This is a genomic window from Bradyrhizobium erythrophlei (assembly GCF_042430365.1).
GTDB lineage: Bacteria > Pseudomonadota > Alphaproteobacteria > Rhizobiales > Xanthobacteraceae > Bradyrhizobium > Bradyrhizobium erythrophlei.
In genome coordinates this window covers 1-17,590 of record NZ_JBHMET010000013.1, presented here as the reverse complement: position 1 = coordinate 17,590, position 17,590 = coordinate 1, and the positions used below count along the sequence as shown (strand labels likewise).

Annotated in this window: 14 protein-coding genes and 1 pseudogene; 7 read left to right on the top strand and 8 right to left on the bottom strand. The window is 62.7% G+C overall.

Annotated features, from left to right (window positions below; genetic code table 11):
• The first annotated feature begins 315 nt into the window (after positions 1 to 315).
• Complete coding sequence (locus tag ACFFWD_RS01480) at positions 316 to 1,734, top strand: FAD-binding oxidoreductase (RefSeq protein WP_376960708.1); 1,419 nt, start codon at positions 316 to 318, stop codon at positions 1,732 to 1,734.
• 396 nt (positions 1,735 to 2,130) lie between these two features.
• Here ACFFWD_RS01480 and ACFFWD_RS01475 read toward each other — a convergent pair whose 3' ends face one another.
• The 6 genes and pseudogenes from ACFFWD_RS01475 to ACFFWD_RS01450 all read right to left on the bottom strand — a co-directional run bounded on the left by ACFFWD_RS01475 (position 2,131) and on the right by ACFFWD_RS01450 (position 7,983).
• On the bottom strand, positions 2,131 to 2,448 hold the full coding sequence (locus ACFFWD_RS01475; RefSeq protein WP_376960706.1) for a hypothetical protein: 318 nt from the start codon (positions 2,446 to 2,448) through the stop codon (positions 2,131 to 2,133).
• Positions 2,449 to 2,566: 118 nt separating this feature from the next.
• Positions 2,567 to 2,788: a hypothetical protein gene (locus ACFFWD_RS01470; protein ID WP_376960704.1), complete on the bottom strand. Its 222-nt coding sequence runs from the start codon at positions 2,786 to 2,788 to the stop codon at positions 2,567 to 2,569.
• 153 nt (positions 2,789 to 2,941) lie between these two features.
• A complete protein-coding gene (locus ACFFWD_RS01465) occupies positions 2,942 to 3,784 on the bottom strand; it encodes a DUF1194 domain-containing protein (protein WP_376960702.1) in 843 nt (280 codons plus the stop codon).
• A gap of 257 nt (positions 3,785 to 4,041) precedes the next feature.
• Positions 4,042 to 5,037, bottom strand: a pseudogene (locus ACFFWD_RS01460) (ABC transporter substrate-binding protein).
• A gap of 204 nt (positions 5,038 to 5,241) precedes the next feature.
• Complete coding sequence (locus ACFFWD_RS01455; RefSeq protein WP_376960701.1) at positions 5,242 to 6,834, bottom strand: ABC transporter substrate-binding protein; 1,593 nt, start codon at positions 6,832 to 6,834, stop codon at positions 5,242 to 5,244.
• A 210-nt stretch (positions 6,835 to 7,044) separates the two neighbouring features.
• A complete protein-coding gene (locus tag ACFFWD_RS01450; protein ID WP_376960699.1) occupies positions 7,045 to 7,983 on the bottom strand; it encodes an IclR family transcriptional regulator in 939 nt (312 codons plus the stop codon).
• Positions 7,984 to 8,296: 313 nt separating this feature from the next.
• Here ACFFWD_RS01450 and ACFFWD_RS01445 point away from each other — a divergent pair, with 313 nt between their 5' ends.
• The 4 genes from ACFFWD_RS01445 to ACFFWD_RS01430 all read left to right on the top strand — a co-directional run bounded on the left by ACFFWD_RS01445 (position 8,297) and on the right by ACFFWD_RS01430 (position 13,468).
• Positions 8,297 to 10,075: an acyl-CoA dehydrogenase family protein gene (locus tag ACFFWD_RS01445; protein WP_376960697.1), complete on the top strand. Its 1,779-nt coding sequence runs from the start codon at positions 8,297 to 8,299 to the stop codon at positions 10,073 to 10,075.
• Between the two features lie 35 nt (positions 10,076 to 10,110).
• The gene (locus tag ACFFWD_RS01440) at positions 10,111 to 11,343 is read left to right on the top strand and encodes an ABC transporter substrate-binding protein (RefSeq protein ID WP_376960695.1); all 1,233 of its coding nucleotides are present in this window, start codon (positions 10,111 to 10,113) and stop codon (positions 11,341 to 11,343) included.
• Positions 11,344 to 11,593: 250 nt separating this feature from the next.
• The gene (locus ACFFWD_RS01435) at positions 11,594 to 12,820 is read left to right on the top strand and encodes a CaiB/BaiF CoA transferase family protein (protein WP_376960693.1); all 1,227 of its coding nucleotides are present in this window, start codon (positions 11,594 to 11,596) and stop codon (positions 12,818 to 12,820) included.
• Between the two features lie 252 nt (positions 12,821 to 13,072).
• On the top strand, positions 13,073 to 13,468 hold the full coding sequence (locus ACFFWD_RS01430; RefSeq protein ID WP_376960691.1) for a RidA family protein: 396 nt from the start codon (positions 13,073 to 13,075) through the stop codon (positions 13,466 to 13,468).
• An 83-nt stretch (positions 13,469 to 13,551) separates the two neighbouring features.
• On the opposite strand, the gene ACFFWD_RS01425 is transcribed toward ACFFWD_RS01430, so the two are convergent.
• Positions 13,552 to 14,001, bottom strand: coding sequence for a hypothetical protein (locus ACFFWD_RS01425; protein ID WP_376960689.1), 450 nt, complete (start codon positions 13,999 to 14,001; stop codon positions 13,552 to 13,554).
• 81 nt (positions 14,002 to 14,082) lie between these two features.
• Complete coding sequence (locus ACFFWD_RS01420) at positions 14,083 to 14,772, bottom strand: TetR/AcrR family transcriptional regulator (RefSeq protein ID WP_376960687.1); 690 nt, start codon at positions 14,770 to 14,772, stop codon at positions 14,083 to 14,085.
• Between the two features lie 196 nt (positions 14,773 to 14,968).
• On the opposite strand from ACFFWD_RS01420, the gene ACFFWD_RS01415 reads away from it, so the two are divergent.
• Positions 14,969 to 16,201 (top strand): acyl-CoA dehydrogenase family protein, encoded by a 1,233-nt coding sequence (locus tag ACFFWD_RS01415; protein WP_376960685.1) that lies wholly within the window; start codon positions 14,969 to 14,971, stop codon positions 16,199 to 16,201.
• Between the two features lie 139 nt (positions 16,202 to 16,340).
• Positions 16,341 to 17,399 carry a phosphotransferase family protein gene (locus tag ACFFWD_RS01410; RefSeq protein WP_376960683.1) on the top strand — a complete coding sequence of 353 codons (1,059 nt, stop codon included), beginning with the start codon at positions 16,341 to 16,343 and terminating at the stop codon, positions 17,397 to 17,399.
• Positions 17,400 to 17,590: the final 191 nt, after the last annotated feature.

Genomic DNA, 17,590 nt, shown 5'->3' with positions numbered 1-17,590 from the left:
GACCGAAGCGGCTCAGGCGATCCACCACCGCGGATATCGATTGAACCTTCGGGCTTCCGCTACGACACACGTCTACGGTGACGTGCGTCCGAGGGGGGACGATCGTCGCACGTAGCGAAGGAGAGAACGACAAGCCTTCAACGGGTGCAACTGAACCGTTTCAAATCTCAATTTCCAACCAAGAGGAAGAAGCCATGAAACGTGTACTGACGTTGATTAGTACAGATCTTGGACTGGTCGGACGACGAGGAGCATGAGAAACAAAAACTCAAATATTGGTGCCCTCCCCACTGGCGCGGAAATTGGAGACTCGTCATGGCCCATACTCTCGCCCAGCAGCCCGAGTACAGACTGAGTCAAGCAGCAGTCGCGGACCTTCGTACCGCGCTTCGCGGCGCCCTCCTGCAACCCCCCGACCCTGGTTACCGCGAAGCGCGCTCGATCTGGAACGGCATGATCACCCGAGAGCCGGCGCTCATCGCCCGGGTAAGCGGCGCGTCGGACGTTGTCACCTGCGTGAACTTCGCCCGCGAGAACGGACTGCCGCTGTCGATTCGAGGCGGTGGACACAATATTGCTGGCACCGCGCTCTGCGACCGTGGGCTGATGATCGACATGAGCCTGCGGCGCGGTGTGCGTGTCGACCCCGGCAGACGCATCGTGCGCGCAGAGGGCGGCACCACCTGGGGGGATGTCGACCACGAGTCGCAGCCCTTCGGCCTGGTGGTTCCAGGCGGCATCGTATCGAACACCGGTGTTGCCGGGTTTACAATGGGCGGTGGATTCGGCTGGACCTCCCGCAAATGCGCGTACGCGGCGGACAATCTCATGTCCGTCGATATTGTCACCGCGGACGGCGAGCGCCGCCATGCCAGCGAAACCGAGAACGCCGATCTGTTCTGGGCGTTGCGGGGTGGCGGCGGCAATTTTGGGGCGGTCACGTCCTTCGAGTTCCAGGCACATCCACACGGACCGCAGGCGCTATGCGGGATGGTCGTGTACCCGATGGCACACGCGCGCGACGTTGCCCATGAGTTTCGTCGGATCACTGCCGCGGCGCCGGACGAGTTGTGTTGTTTGCTTATCCTGCGCATTGCCCCGCCCGCGCCATTCCTGCCCGCGCAACTGCACGGCACGCCAATCGCGGCGATTGCCGTATGCTGGACTGGCGATCAGGCCGCTGGACAGGATGCGATGCGTGCGCTCAAGAGCTTTGGCAAGCCGGCTGCCGATACGATCACGATAAAGCCGTTCATTGCGCATCAGACCATGCTCGATTCCGGCCAGCCGTTCGGCCGGCGCTATTACTGGAAGTCGGATTTTTTCGCCGACATGAGCGAGCGCCTGATTGATGTGATGGTCGAACATGCCGAACGTATTACCTCTCCGTATTCCGCTGCTCTCTTGATGCACTTGGGCGGCGCTCCCGCGCAACTCGATCGCGGGCTCAACGCCGTCGGCTTCCGGACCGCCCAATACGTGTTGAACGTGCAGGCGGCCTGGGAAAATCCGCAGGAGGATCGCCGTCATATCGAGTGGGCGCGCGACTACTGGGCGGCTATCCATCCGTTTTCGAGCGGCTCCGCTTACATCAATTTCATGACCGAGGACGAGGGCGACGCCCGCGTGCGCGCCGCCTATGGCGATCGGCTCTACGCGCGGCTCGCCGAGATCAAGGCCAAATTCGATCCGGGAAATCTATTCCACGGCGCACAGAACATCCCGCCGCGATAGACACGCGTCGACCCGGTGGAGGGCAACCATGGCGACCGGGATAGACGTGTCATGCAGGAGGATCAGAGTGTCATTGCCACGTCAGTGATTATCACCAGGTCCATCACTGAAGAAGGCAGGTGCTGGCGGCTAGCACGAATTGGCCGCGTGGTATTCCGTGTATCGTTGGCTGCTGCATGACCGCTACGGGTCAAAAGCGCCGATTTAGCCTCGCTTCGGCGATGTCTGCTTTTCCCCCGGCAACCGACATAAAGACCGGTCCCGGGGTTGGTCGGCAAGGGCCAAAGCGGAATCGCTCTTGCCGTCATCGTGGTCTTGACCTTGTTCGTCTGGCTGACGCGCCAATGGAGCCGCGCAGGTCTGCGGAGGCGCGCGAAAGTTCAAATCAGACTGCCCTCAGCCGAGAAGCCTGCCTGGCCGGAACATGAAAACGTTGGGAACGAATCTTCTGGCCACCGCGAGGGCGCTGCTCTCGCAGCTTTCCAGTGCGATCTTCTGGGCGAGCATCACGTCTCCGATCGGCAGTTCGCCCATCGTCCGGAAACACAGGCCGAGCCTCGGGCGGCCTTTTTCGTCGATCTCGCTGACGTTCGACATGGCGCCCGGATAGATCCTGTACTGCTTGCCCGTGTCGCCACCGACGACTTCGAAATATCCCTTTTTCGCGAACTGCGTCCGTTGCACCGGCGACAGCCACTCCCGCAGAAGCCGCAAGGATCGGCCTTCCGGAGTTCGCTCGGCCCGGAGTCTGATGAAAAGAGCCCTTACGGCTCTCATACGCGAGCGTTCGCCTGGTAGAAGGGACGTAAGGCGCGACATGGCGCTGACCGTTTTACCCGCCGACCAGCCTGGGGAAGAACACGGTTTCTTCCGCGTTCGGGTCGAACGATCGGATTTGCGAGACCTGACCCGCACCGGTCCGGACCGCGGCGGTGAAGCCGACCTTCGTCAGCTCCCAAAACCGCTGCTCCGCCTTGGCCAGCTCCTGTGCGTCGTTCGGGTCGAAAGAGTGCCGGCTGTCGCCGGTGCCGTCCATCACGATCTGGATTGCCATGATCGTCCTCCTCGGATTGCTGATAGCCAAGGACCTTGCTCAAGTATCCGGCCGAAGCCGCGGAATTTCAAGAGAATACGATTCCGCCGCGAACGCCGAATTAGGTGTCCTCGGAGTTATCGGCGTGGCCTTTGACCCAAGGTGGCTCGGGCCTCACCGGCCCCAGCGGTCCTGCCACAATTTTTCACCGATCAAACAGGGCACCCGCGACTTTTTCTCAGTTGCCGGGACGATCCGGCGCTCCAGTGTCCGGCCCGCGACCTCGAGCAGGAGTTTTGCGCGGATCGCCTCCTTGAATTTTTCCCGATCCTTGATCGGTACCACAAACGAGCCCGGGCCGCCGATCACGCAGTCCTCGTAATACCAATCGAGGTTGTCGATATCCATGGTCGAATAGGACGGCTCTTTCACCATAATTGGCAGGCCGTTGATGACGATGCCCTTCGACAGTGCCTCGTCCCGCGCGCCGGTCACGGGCGCGCCGTTGTTGTTGGGGCCGTCGCCGGAGATGTCGATGACGCGGCGCAAGCCGTGATAGGGATCCTCATCAAACAGCGGCATCGCGAAATAGATCGCACCCGAGATCGAGGTGCGCGAGCCCCGGCGAACCGGCGCACTCATGATTTCGTTGGCTACTGCATCCGCCGATTCCGGGCCGTCGATCAACCGCCAGGGAATGATGATCTTCTGGTCGCTCGAAGCCGACCACTCGAAATAGGTAACTGCCACCTTGCTGTGGGGGCCGGTCTTCATCGCCTGAAGGAAATCTTTCGAGACGATGGCCTGCGCGTAGCCCTCGCGCTGAACGGCAAGTTCGTCCAAGTCCATCGAATAGGAAACATCGACGGCGATCACAAGCTCGACGTCAACGGACGACACACTGTCGTTGGGGTCGGCCTGTTGAGAGTTGGGGCCCGGCGCTGCAGCGCTCGTTACGTCGCCCCACGCCATCGCTCCGGCCACAAGCGCCGCTCCGATCGAGACAGTCCAGCGCATGGCAACCCTCCCGTCGTTTCGAAGGGATGGTGACACGCAAAACGCGCGGCGAAAAGCGGCAACATATTTTGCTTTTCACATTTCGGTTAGTCATGTGGGCGCGTTGACACGGCCCATTGCCGCTGTGGGTTAAAAGCTCCACGTTGACTGTCGGCCGGTCGCTTCCGGTTTATTGCTGTCATCGGACGTCGGCGGCGTCCTTCGACACTTCGCATTCGGGCCAATAAGCGACATATGCAATGCAGCAACAGGAAGCTCTATTCGATCACTTCATCGGCGGCGGCTTGCAGGGCAAGCGGCACCTTGAGACCCAGCGTCCTGGCAGTCTTGAGGTTGACGACCAACTCGAATGAGGTCGGCTGTACGACAGGCAGATCGGCGGGCTTTTCACCTTTGAGAATCTTGCCGGCATACACTGCGGCTTGACGATAGGCGTTCGAGAGACTGGTTCCATAGCTCATGAGGCCGCCGAGGGCAGCGAACTCGCGATACGAGAAGATCGCGGGCAGCGAATGCTGCGCCGTTAGCGCAACGATTTGCTCCCGTCAGGCAAGGAAAAAGGGATCGGAGTCGACCAATACCGCTTCGGCTTTCTCCCGGATCAAAGTCGCAAAGGATGTATCTAGGTCGCGCTCGGTGCCGGCCCTGACGACAACAAGCTTCTTGCCAAGCTTCTCCGCTGCTGCCTGCGCGGCTCGCGTGTTGGACTCGGCGTTTGGATTGTTCGGGTTCACCAGCATGCCAATCATCCCGGCGGTGGGCACGAGTTCGCTGAGCAGTTCCAGTCGTTTTGCGACCGTGAAGACCAAAAGAAAGCTGACGCCCGTGAGATTGCCGTCCGGCCGGTTGAGGCTGGCAACGAAGCCGGCGGCTATGGGGTCGAAGCCAGTGACGAAGACGACGGGAATTGTCGTCGTCGCGGCTTTTGCAGCCTGGATCGAATTGTCGCCACCAATGGTGACGATGACATTCACTCGGCGGTTGACCAACTCCGCCGCCATGGCCCGCAATCGATCGGTCTGATTGTCCGCCGAGCGGTATTCGATCGCCACGTTCTGGCCTTCGACATACCCGGACTCCTTCAAGCCCCGGTGAAATCCGAGTAGCTGATCGCGGCGCGTTTCGAATGGCACGCTGCTGAGCAAACCGATCACCGGCAACGCCGACTGCTGCGCACTCGCCGCAAGAGGCCATACCGCCGCGCCGCCGATGAGCGTGATGAACTCGCGCCGCTTTAGTTGGCCGAATTGCATGCCGCTGCCCATAGCCCAGAAGTCCCCAGCATAACAAATGGGCGAGGATCGGTCAGCGGCGCGCTGCGCTGCGGAATTGCGACCGGCCTCGTGTCGGCTCAGGGGTCATTTTCGACCAAGTCTGTCGGCTTTCGCTGCCATTTGATGTCGGCTTTGCCCCAAAAGCAACCGGTGCCGGTCCAGAAGCGTTGTGAGCCGATCCATCTACTTGTCGAGCCAGACATCCTCCATGCGCCAGCTGTTGAAGATGCTGTTGACCATGATCGTCAGGCCCTTGACGTAGGGGCGCTCGCAGGTGCCGCCGCGGCGGTAGTAAATGATCGGCCGCACATCGTCGTTGGCGAGCTGACGCTCGATCGTCCACAGCATCTGCTTGCGCTTGGCCGCGTCACCCTCGCGTGATTGCGCCTCGATCATCTTGTCCAGCTCGGGATTGCAATAATTGTCCCAGTTGAGGTTCGAGCCGCAGCCGTAGAACAACTGCACGGTCGGGTCTGGATCGGGCCCCGCCGTCTGCAAGTTGAGCGCGACCGTGTATTCCTTGCGCTGGATCTTCGGGAAGTATTGCGGCGTGTCGACGAGCTCGAGTTCGCCGTCGATATAGATCTGCTTGAGCTGATCAATCAGCAGCACCGCCGGGTCGCGGTATATCGACCAGTCGCGCGTCGTCACCTTGATCTTGAGCCGGTTGTCGGGGCCGTAACCGAGCTTTCGCACCATGGCGCGGGCCTTTTCCCGGCTCTTGTATACGTCGAGGCCGTACCCCGGCAGCTTGGCGATCTGGTCCACCGGCATGCCCCACAACCCGGCCGGGGGCGGTTGCAGGATGCCGCCGATCTCGCCTTCACCCTGGCCGAGCGTATCGACATAGGCCTTGCGGTCGATCGTCAGCGCCATCGCCCGCCGCAGATCGGGATTGTCGAACGGCGGCTGGGTCCGGTTGATCAGCAAGTGGGTGTTAATCGTGCCGGGCGACAGCTCGCACAGCGCACCCGGCACCCGCTCGCGCATGTTGCTGTAGCGGATAACCGACAGGTCAAACGGGAATGTCATATCGAACTTCCCGGAAACAAACGCCAGGTCCGCAGTCGATGGCTCCTGGATGATGCTGTATTCGATCCCGTCGAGATACGGCCGGTCCTTCTTCCAGTAATCTCGATTGCGGGTGACTTTTATGCCTTCATTGGGCCTGAACTCGACGAACTTGAACGGGCCGGTGCCGATCGGATGCTGGCGCATCTGCGCCGCAGTGACATGGCAGGGATAGATCGCCGAGAATCCGCCGGCAAGCAGCATCGGGAAGGCGGGCTGCGGCCGCTTCAGCTTGAAGGTGACCTCGTAATTGCCGTTCGTCGTGACGTCGGTTAGGTTCTCGAATGCGGTCTTGCGCGGGTTGAGCCGCAGCTTGTCGGGCAGCTTATCGAGCAGCAGGTCAAAGGTGCACTTGACATCGGCGGCGGTGAACGGCTTGCCATCATGCCATTTGACGTCCTGACGCAGCTGGAAGGTCAGCGCGGTGTCGTCCTCGTTCCACGACCAGTCTGTCGCCAGCTCGGAGGCTATCGTGTCGAGGCTGACCTGCGGCTTGTGCTGGTCGAACAGGATGAGATTGTTGAACACGCCCATCATCGGCATCTCGGCCACGATGGTCGCTGCCTCGTGGATCGACATGTTGGCCGGGCTAGCCGGGCTGGCGAGCCGCAGGATGCCACCGCGCTTCTGCGCCGAGGCGGGATCGCCGGCAGAAAGCGCCAACAGCAGTGAGCCCGCTGCTATGCAACACAAATGCTGCTTCATCAGTCGGTCCTCCCTGAGTTCGTGGCTCGGGCGCTGAAACCCGGCAACGAGCTGGAAAGTGGCGACCGGCAATGATACCGGTCCCGTGGAAGCGCCGCCTCATTCGATCACGGGAGGTCGGCTATAGGTCCATCGCGCCTTTCGCTGCCGCCCAGCGATCACATCACTTTCTAAGCAAAGCGGACGCGAGCGCCGATCAGCCCCCATCGCTCAGGTTTCGATCGGTGGCGCGTCGGTATCGATTTGCGGAAGCAGGCCGGGCGACTGCCGTTCGACCAGCTCGCGCATCTTTCCGATGATCGCCTTGGCCTCTGCCGATATGATCGCGCTGGGGCCGGCGACCGCAATGACAAGCGGCGGCATGCGGTCCGAGTCGGTCAGCCGCATCGCAATCGTGCTGAGACCGGGCGTGCCCATGTTGCGGGTGTAGGCAAAGCCCTGCCGGCGGATGCTCGTCAACGCGTGTTGGATGTCCGCGAATTTGACAGGAGACGTCGGCGTCTCTTCCGCATTGATGCGCTGAACGATTCGTCTTGCGTCATCATCATTCATCAAGCTCAGGAACAGGCGGCCCGGCGTCGAATGGGTCAATAGTCGCCGCGCACCGGGCTCGAGATAGTAGCGGACGGGCGTCGTCCCCTGGATCACGCGAATGTACAGGCTGTAGAGCTGATTGCGCGCGACGACGAAGGTCGTCAGCCGCGTCGCCTCGTGCAACTCGCGCGTGATGGCGTCAAGCGTGGTGCCCGGAAGCGTCTGATCCTTGAGCCAGCCGCCGAGCAGGGCGATGCGCACCGTCGGCACATAGGTCCGCGTGCGTTTGTCATGATCGAGATAGCTGAGTTCGACGAGGCTCTTCAAGAGCGCCGACGTGCTCGACGTCGGGTAGCTCAGGCGGCGCGCGATCTCGGTCATGGTCGCCGGCCGCTCGATCTCGGCGAAATATTCGAAGATGCGCAGGGCGCGGTGCGCCGACTTGACGACCGACGGGTCGGTCTCGCCGTCGGCGGCACGAAACAGCCTTTCGTGCCGGTTGGCCTCGATGACGGTGGCCGAGGGATCATCGACATCAGCCCGAATCCGCTCGGCGACGATCCGCCTGCGGCCGCGGCGGGAGGGGGGCTGCGTATCGGAGCGGACTCCTTTCATCGATCGCCGTTCCGTGTCCTTGGGAGCAGGAGAGTCTGTGGTGCGCCGCAATATGGGCATCGGCTGCCCTTTGCGCGCCGAGTGTGCCGCGAAACCAACGGAGGTCAAGCGTCGGCAGGCCACGGGATGCGGGCGCGCGGTCGGCTCGCGCCGGTATTTCCTCCACGTATCTGGAATTATTTTCGCACAGGGGTCCAGCCGTAGACAGCGCCGCAATCGTTCTCGATCTTGTGCGCGGAAGCGAGATGCACGGCATCCCGCGCGTCGTCACGCGCGGTGTGACGTCGACCCGGAACAACCAAGGAGAATTCCGATGCAGATGAGCGTGCAAGTCGATCGCGGTGCTGCCGCTGACCCGTCGGATCCGGCCCGCCACATCTCGCCCGATTGTGCGGGTCTCAACTTCTATGATCTGGATCGCGCGCTTCGCGGCCTTCTCCGACTGTATCTCGCGCCCGAGGATCACCAGAAGCTGGAACCGCATTTCCGGCGCCTCGGCGAACTGGCCGGCGGCAGGCTCGACCGGCTGGCCAGGATCGCCGACAAGCACGCGCCGGTGCTCAATCCGAGAGACGCGTTCGGCCGCGACGAGGACTGGATCGACTATCACCCCGCGTATCGCGAGATGGAGGCGATCGCCTTCGGGGATTTCCAGTTCCACGCCATGAGCCATCGCGGCGGTGTGCTTGGCATGGATCGGCCGCTGCCATCAGTTGCGAAATACGCCTTCCAGTATTTGTACGTGCAGGCCGAGTTCGGGCTGATGTGTCCGATCAGCGTGTCAGACACCTCGACGCACCTGATCCGCAAATTCGCCTCCGACGATCTCAAGGCCTACCTGCTGCCGAAGATGCTGTCGGATGACATGGCGACGCTGTGGAAGGGCACGCAGTTCATGACCGAGCGCGCCGGCGGCTCGGATGTCGGAGCCATCGAGACGGTCGCGCGGCGGGACGGCGACGTCTGGCGCCTGACCGGCGACAAATGGTTCTGCTCGCACGCCGATGCCGACGTTGCCTTGATGCTGGCACGACCCGAGGGCGCGCCTGACGGCACCAAGGGCCTTGCGCTGTTCGCGCTGCCGCGTCGCCTGAAGGATGGCCGGCGCAACAGCTACCGGATCGTCCGCCTCAAGGACAAGCTCGGAACCAAGTCGATGGCCTCGGGCGAGATCCGCCTCGACAACGCTGTCGCCTATCTCGTCGGCGATCCGACGCAAGGCCTGAAGCAGATGATGGAACAGGTAAACCTGTCGCGGCTGTCGCACGGCGTGCGCGCGGCCGCAATGATGCGGCGCTGCGTCAACGAGGCCAAGGTGAGCGCCGCGGCACGCGTTGCCTTCGGTCAGCGCGTGATCGATTTTCCGCTGCTTCGCCGCCAATTGATGAAGCTGATCGTCCCGACCGAGCAGGCATTGTCGATGGCGATGGTGGCCGCGCGCGCCATGGATGATGCGAACGCCGGCGCGGCGGAGGCGAGGGACCTGGTCCGTATCCTGACGCCGCTGCTGAAATATCGCGCCTGCCGCGACAACATTCCGGTCGCCACCGGTTCGATGGAGGTGCGCGGCGGCAACGGCTATATCGAGGAGTGGGTGCAGGCGCGGCTGGTGCGCGACGCCCAGATCGGCGTACTCTGGGAGGGCACGAGCAACATCAACGCGCTCGACATCATCCAGCGCGCGGTCGGCAAGAGCGGCGCGCACAAGGCGCTTGTCGCGACGCTGCAGCGGCGGCTCGGCGAGGCGAGGAAACTGCCGGAGAGTTTTGGCAAGCGCCTTCGCGTCGCGCTCGACCGCTCGATCGCCTTTGCCGAACGCGTGGCGGCGGACCGCCAGTCGGAGCATGCCGCCCGCCTTGCGGCCAGCGCACTCTATCACGCGGCATCGGCCATCGTCCTGGCGTGGGAGGGCTGCCAGCCGGAGATCGACGCCAGGCGCCTCCTGCTGTCACGCTTTGTGCTCGAGCATCGCCTGACGCCGAAGGATCCGCTGGCGCCGGCCGACGATGCCTGGGAGCGCGAGGCGATCGATCTGGTGCTTGGCGATGAAGCGGTCACGTTTGTCAAAGCGAGTGGGCTTCTGACGGCCTGACACAAACACAACAAAAAAGACGGGAGGGAGTCCTTATGGAAATAAGGCGATCGATTGCGGCTGCGCTCACGGCGCTGCTCGGCCTGGCGGCGGCTCAACCGGCGGCGGCCCAGGTCTCCGGCGATGTGGTGCGCATCGGCGTCATCAACGACATGTCGGGTCTCTATTCCGATCTCGGCGGCGAGGGATCGGTGGAGGCGGCCCGGCTCGCGATCGAGGATTTCGGTCCGACCGTGCTCGGCAAGAAGATCGAGTTGGTGTCGGCCGATCATCAGAACAAGCCCGATATTGCATCCATCATCGTGCGGCGCTGGATCGACGAGAACGGCGTCGACCTGATCGCGGACGGCGGCAATTCGGCGACGGCGCTGGCCATCCAGGGCATCACCCGCGACAAGAAACGCATCTTCGTGATTTCGGGGCCCGGCAGCTCCGACCTCACCGGCAAGCAGTGCTCGCCCTACGGCTTCCACTTTGCCTACAGCACCTATGCGGAAGCCTCCGCGGTCACCAAGGCGATGCTGAAGAAACACGCGGATACATGGTTCTTCCTCACCGCCGATTATGCCTTCGGCCACGCGCTGGAGCGCGATGCGTCGGGCTTCGTCGCGGCCGCCGGCAGCAAGGTGGTCGGCGCGGTCCGTCATCCGCTGGGAGCCTCCGACCTGTCGTCGTTCCTGCTTCAGGCGCAGAACTCGAAGGCCAAGGTGATCGCGCTGGCCAACGCGGGCGGCGATACCGTCAACAGCCTGAAGCAGGCGGCCGAGTTCGGCATCGGGCGATCCGCCGACCAGAGCATCGTCGCGCTGCTGATGTTGATCACGGACGTGCATTCGCTCGGCCTTCAGGCCGCGCAGGGCATCCTCTATGCCACGTCGTTCTCCTGGACCCAGAACGAGGCGACGCGCACCTTCGGTCACCGCTTCATGGCGCGCCGCAACGGGCAGGCGCCGACCATGATCCAGGCCGGCGTCTACAGCGGCGTGATGCATTATCTGAAGGCGGTGCAGGCCGCCGGAACCGACGATGCCGACGCCGTCGCCGCGGCGATGCGCAAGCTGCCGGTCAACGACTTCATGACGCAGAATGGGCAGGTGCGCGAGGACGGCCAGGTGATGCGTTCGATGTATCTGGTCCAGGCCAAGTCGCCGGCCGAGTCGCACGAGCCATGGGACTATGAAAAGGTCGTCGCGACGATTTCGCCTGACGAGGCCTGGCGCCCGCTCGCCGATGGCGGCTGCCCGTTCGTGCAGGGGAAGGGCCAATAACGCGCCCGCCGACGGGCGAGCTGCGCCGAGGCATTACGACTGGCGGCTTAAGGTTACAGGCCGGTCCGCGCTGCGCGCGGGCCGGTTCCTCCAAGCAAAATTCCGCCCGGTAGGCCGCACATAGGCCGCAGGCGGATGGCCTCATGCCGACAATGCAGTGCTCGCAACACCAAAATGGTGTATCGGCAAGCTCGGCCATGCGCGGAAGGTGTCCGCCGGCCACACAATCAAGATATCGGAGGAAGGTTTCATGTCGGCTCTGCCACTCTCGGGCATCAAGATTCTCGACCTGACGCGCGTGCTTGCGGGCCCGCTGTCGGCCCAGATGCTGGCGGATCTCGGCGCCGAGGTGATCAAGATCGAGCGGCCCGGCGGCGGCGACGATGCCCGCGCCTTCGGCCCGCCCTACCTCACCGATCCCGAGGGCAAGCAGAACAACAACAATTCGTTCTACCTCTGCGCCAACCGCAACAAGAAGTCGGTCACCGTCAACATCGCCAAGCCCGAGGGGCAGGAGATCATCCGCGAGCTGGCGAAGTCGGTCGACGTGATGATGGAGAACTACAAGGTCGGCGACCTCAAGCGCTACGGCCTCGACTACGAGACCATCAAGAAGCTCAACCCCGGCATCATCTACTGCTCGGTGACCGGCTTCGGCCAGACCGGCCCCTACGCGCCGCGCGCCGGCTATGACGCGATCCTGCAGGCGATGGGCGGCCTGATGAGCGTCACCGGCCATCTCGACGGCGAGCCGGGCGCGGGTCCGATGAAGGTCGGCCCCTCGATCGTCGACTACATGACCGGCATGAACTCCTCGATCGGCATCCTCGCCGCACTTTATCACCGCAAGGCCAATGGCGGGGAGGGGCAGCATGTCGACGTCTGCCTGTTCGACACCGTGATCGCCGCGCTGTCGCACTACGCCCAGATCTATCTCGTCAACGGCAAGACGCCGCCGCGCCGCGGCACCTGGGGCAATGGCGGCATGCCGGCCGGCGTGTTCCGCTGCACCGACGGCGAATTGATGCTGGTGGTCGGCAATGACGGCCAGTTCCAGCGCACCTGCGCCGTGCTCGGCGCACCGGAGCTCGCGACCGATCCGCGCTTCATCAAGAACAACGACCGGGTCGTGCACGGCAAGGAGATCATGGCGATCTTTGCCGGCCTGTTCCTGAAGAAGCCGGTCGCCTACTGGCTGGACGAGCTGGAGAAAGCCGGCGTCCCCTCGGGCCCGATCAATGATTTTGCCCAGGTGTTCGACGACCCGCACGTCCAGTCGCGCGGCATGCGGGTCAAGGTCGATCATCCCTTCGAACATGACCTGTCATTGATCCGCAATGCGCTGACCTTCTCGGGCACGCCGATCACCGAATACCGCGCCCCGCCGCTGCTCGGCGCCGACACCAAGGACGTGCTGGCGACCATCGGCTACGACGCGGCCAAGATCGAAGGGCTAAAGGCGCAGGGGATCGTGTAGCGGCTGGCATTTCGTTGGCCATTCGGATCTACATGTCCCGTCACCCTGAGGTGGCCGCTTCTTCAGCGGCCCTCGAAGGGCGACGGCCCGGCTGGTGGCCGTCGATCCTTCGAGACGCGCGCGAGAGCGCGCTCCTCAGGATGACGGGGATAGAGCGACGCAGCCTACCTGAACACTTCGGTCATCTTCGAAGCATCACATAAAGAGCGTGCGCTAGCCTGGCACCATCGATCCCAATCGAAGGTGCGCGCCATGAAACGAGAAGTCGTCCGTGTCGAGCCGATCTCGAGCTGGCTGGAACGCTGGAAGGCGCCGGCCTCGCCGGTGACGCGGGCCGGCAGCATGATCTTCGTCTCCGGCCTGCCGCCGTTCGATCCTGACACCGGCGAGATCGCGGCCGGCGCATCGATCGAGCGGCAGGGCGAGTTCGTGATGGCGCAGCTCAACCGCTGCCTCGAGGCGGCAGGCGCCTCGCTCGACAATGTGATGAAGTGCAACGTGTTCTGCACCTCGGCAAAACACTTCGCCGCTTTCAACGCGATCTACGCGCGCTACTTCCCGCACCACCCGCCGGCGCGGATCTTCGTCTGCATCCCGGAATGGACCGGACCGTTCGATATCGAGATCGACTGTATCGCGATGGTCTAGCGCGAGGTTGCAGCTCACGTGCCTTGGCGGAACTCTAGGGTCGAATGTGACGAGCGAACATAGCCGAATATGTCGTCCAGCTATTACTCCGACAGCTTGTCGATCAGCTTATAGATGATCTCATCATCAACCTGAGATCTCCAGCTAGGATCAGCCTGATCAAACTTGAAGGGTAGGCGATGTTCTTTGATGTTGTTGATGCTGCCTCGAACTTCTGGACGCGAATTCGCCATCTCGTTTAGGTCGATAATAGATGAATCTTGCTGCCCCACTTCGCGAAGCAGCTTAAAGTATGGATCGTTGCTTGGTCGGAATCGCCGGCCTCGGCAGAACTCTTTGACGGCTGGGTAGTATGCAGCTTGTAATCGCTCCACGACGCGATGCCTAATGTCGGCGAAGACGTACTCGACGAGTCGGTGATCGTCGGTCGTCTTAGTAACGCTAGCGGCCAAGCAAATTGATTGGCAAATCTGTTGAGTCAGCCAGTAGTCACCGCGGGTTTTCCTCGCCCCAATTACTGTTCGCAACTTCAAGTTTATATCAGAATCGGGACGACATTGGAACACTGGGACGTTGGCGAGGACTGCTTCGCGACGGTCTAGCTCGGGGCCTTCCTACAGATCCTGCCGCGTCAGCCGTCCCTGCGCCACCGCCGCCCGGGCAGGCGGCTTTGTCTGCGCTTCACCCATCGTCAGCGCCATCACCGTGACTGCGACCACGCGGTCGATGATCGCCTTCACATCGTCGAGGTCGCATTTGCCTTCCGACAGCCGCAATAGGCGCTCCTTCTCGCGGATGGTGTGGTGGGCCATCGCAAGCGCGAAGTGCAGGCCCCAGTAGAGCTCGGTGTCGTCGCGGCCGGGCATCGCGCGGCGCATCGCCGCGGCGAATTTGCGCAAATGATCGACCTCGCGGTTCTTGATGCGGCGGATCGGCGGCACCGATTCGATCGAGGCACGGATCATGAAGCGCGCGGCGGTCGAGCCCTCGCGGTCGGGACCGAGGCAGCCGCGCAGGGGAGGGCCGACCAACGCGCGCATGATGTCCTCGATCGACGCGCGGCCGCCGCCTTTCTCCTCGGCCGCCCGCAATTCATTGAGCCGCTCGCGGTTGGTCTGGATGCTGCGCGTGACGAACAGCTCCGCGATCAACTCGTCCTTGGAGCCGAAATGGTAATTTACCGCGGCGAGGTTGACGCTCGCCTCCGCGACGATGTCGCGCAGCGTGACGTCGCCGAAGCCGCGCTCGGCGTAGAGCCGCTCGGCGGCGGCGAGAATGGCGGTCCGGGTCTGGTCGCTGGCCATGGGTCACCCCCATCGTGGGAGTTGCATTTCAAACATTTGTATGAAACTATCGTTTGAAGAGCCGGAAATGTCAATCCGCATGTCGCGGGGCGGCGTTCTGGCACACCACGTCAGCGTGTTCCCGTGAACGGCCCTTGCGGCGTGCGGGCGCGAGGTGGACAGTGCGGCCCAAAGTCTAGAAAACGAGGAGCGTCCCATGGATTTCACGATGTCGGCCAAGCAGAAGGAATGGCTTGAGCGCGTACAGGCCTTCATGAAGGATCATGTCCGTCCCGCGGTGCCGATCCATGACCAGCAGGATGCCGAGGGTCCGCGCTGGAAGGTGATCCCGATCATCGAGGAGCTGAAGAAGAAGGCGAAGGCTCAGGGCCTCTGGAACATGTTCATGCCGCCGTCCTCGCACGAGGACGATGAATTCCACGGCGCGGGATTGACCAACCTCGAATACGCGCTGCTGTCGGAAGAAATGGGCCGCATCTCCTGGGCTTCGGAGGTGTTCAACTGCTCGGCACCCGATACCGGCAACATGGAAGTGTTCATCCGCTACGGTACCAAGGAGCAGAAGCGCAAATGGCTGCGCCCGCTGATGGACGGCGAGATCCGCTCCGCCTTCCTGATGACCGAGCCGGCGGTGGCCTCGTCCGATGCCACCAACATCGAGACGCGGATCGATAAGGACGGCGATCACTACGTCATCAACGGCCGCAAATGGTGGTCGTCGGGCGTCGGCGATCCCCGCTGCAAGATCGCGATCCTGATGGGCAAGACCGATTTCAACGCTGCCGCGCATCAGCAACAGTCGCAGATCCTGGTGCCGCTCGACACGCCCGGCATCAAGGTCGAGAAGATGCTGCCGGTGTTCGGCTTCGACGATGCGCCGCACGGCCACGCCCAGGTGCTGCTCGAGAACGTCCGCGTGCCCAAGGAGAACATCCTGCTCGGCGAGGGCCGCGGCTTCGAGATCGCGCAGGGCCGCCTCGGTCCGGGCCGCATCCATCACTGCATGCGCACGATCGGCAAGGCCGAGGAGGCGCTCGAGAAGATGGTGAAGCGGCTGGCCTCGCGCACCGCGTTCGGCAAGAAGATCATCGAGCATTCGGTGTGGGAGCAGCGCATCGGCGAGGCGCGCACCGACATCGAGATGACGCGCCTGTTGTGCCTCAAGGCGGCCGACATGATGGACAAGGTCGGCAACAAGACCGCGCAGGCCGAGATCGCGATGATCAAGGTCGCGGCGCCCAACATGGCGCTGAAGATCATCGATCAGGCGATCCAGGCCTATGGCGGCGCCGGCGTGTCCGACGAGGCGGGGCTTGCCAAGGACTATGCCGGTATCCGCACGCTGCGCCTGGCTGACGGTCCGGACGAGGTGCACAATCGCGCCATTGCCAGACTTGAACTTCGGAAGTATGCAAACAAGAGCAACTAGAGCATGACCCGGAAAAGTGGACACCGGTTTTCCGTAAGGTCATGATCAAAACGAAAAGAGAAATCAGGCTGGCGTGCCAGCCTGATTTAGGGACGCCTGCGATGGCGCTCCCCAAGAACTGAGTTAAGGGAGCGTCATCGTGGCGGACGGCGTCAGGAAAGACGAGGAATTTTCCGGCACAAGGGAAGTCGAGGAGCGTCATCGTATCAACGAGACGAACCTCGATGCCTGGATGAAGGAACATGTCGAGGGCTATCAGGGACCGCTGAAAGTCCTGCAATTCAAGGGCGGACAATCCAATCCGACCTACAAGCTCGAAACCCCCGGCCGTTCCTATGTGATGCGCCGCAGGCCGTTCGGTAAATTGTTGCCGTCGGCACATGCGGTCGATCGCGAGTTCCGCGTCATCGCCGCGCTCGGCAAGCAGAACTTTCCGGTCGCGAAAGCCTATGCGCTGTGCACCGACGACGCCGTGGTCGGCTCGGCCTTCTACATCATGTCGATGGAGGAGGGGCGGGTGTTCTGGGATCCGACGCTGCCGAGCCAGGAGCCGGACGCGCGCCGAAAAATCTTCACCAGCAAGATCGAGACGCTGGCGAAGCTGCACGTCCTCGACCCCGAGAAGATCGGGCTTGGAGATTTCGGCAAGCCCGGCAACTATTTTGCCCGCCAGGTCGATCGCTGGACCAAGCAATACCGCGCGTCGGAAACCCAGCACATCCCGGAGTTCGAGAAGCTCGCCGAGTGGCTGCCGAAGACGGTGCCGCAGCAGCAGCGCGTGTCGGTCGTCCATGGCGACTATCGCCTCGACAACATGATCTTCCACGCCACCGAGCCGCGCGTGCAGGCGGTGCTGGACTGGGAATTGTCGACGCTCGGCGATCCGATGGCCGACTTCACCTATCTCCTGATGCAGTGGACCATGCCGGGGCTGGCCGGCGCCGACCTCAAGGCGCTGAACATTCCGAGCCAGGACGAAGCCGCGCAGATCTACTGCAACGTCACCGGCATCGCGGTGCCGGACCTCAACTGGTACTTCTCCTACAACCTGTTCCGCCTCGCGGGCATCACGCAGGGTATCGCGGGCCGGATCCGCGACGGCACCGCCGCGAACGCCAAGGCCATCGAGTCGGCCAAGCGCACCGTGCCGCTGTCGAAGGCATCATGGGAATACGCGCAGAAGGCCGGCGCGACCTGAGACGAATTCTGGCGGCGCGCCCCACTTGGGTCGCGCCGCTTTTGTGCGCGTGGTGTATGTCCGGATTGTAGCCATCTGTGACTTGAGTTCACCGCGCCGCTTTGGCGAGCCTGTCCGGTCAATGCCCCGCCCTAGGTCGTGTGGACTCTAAGGATTCCCTTTTAGGAGCAAATCAGATTCAAGGCTGCTTT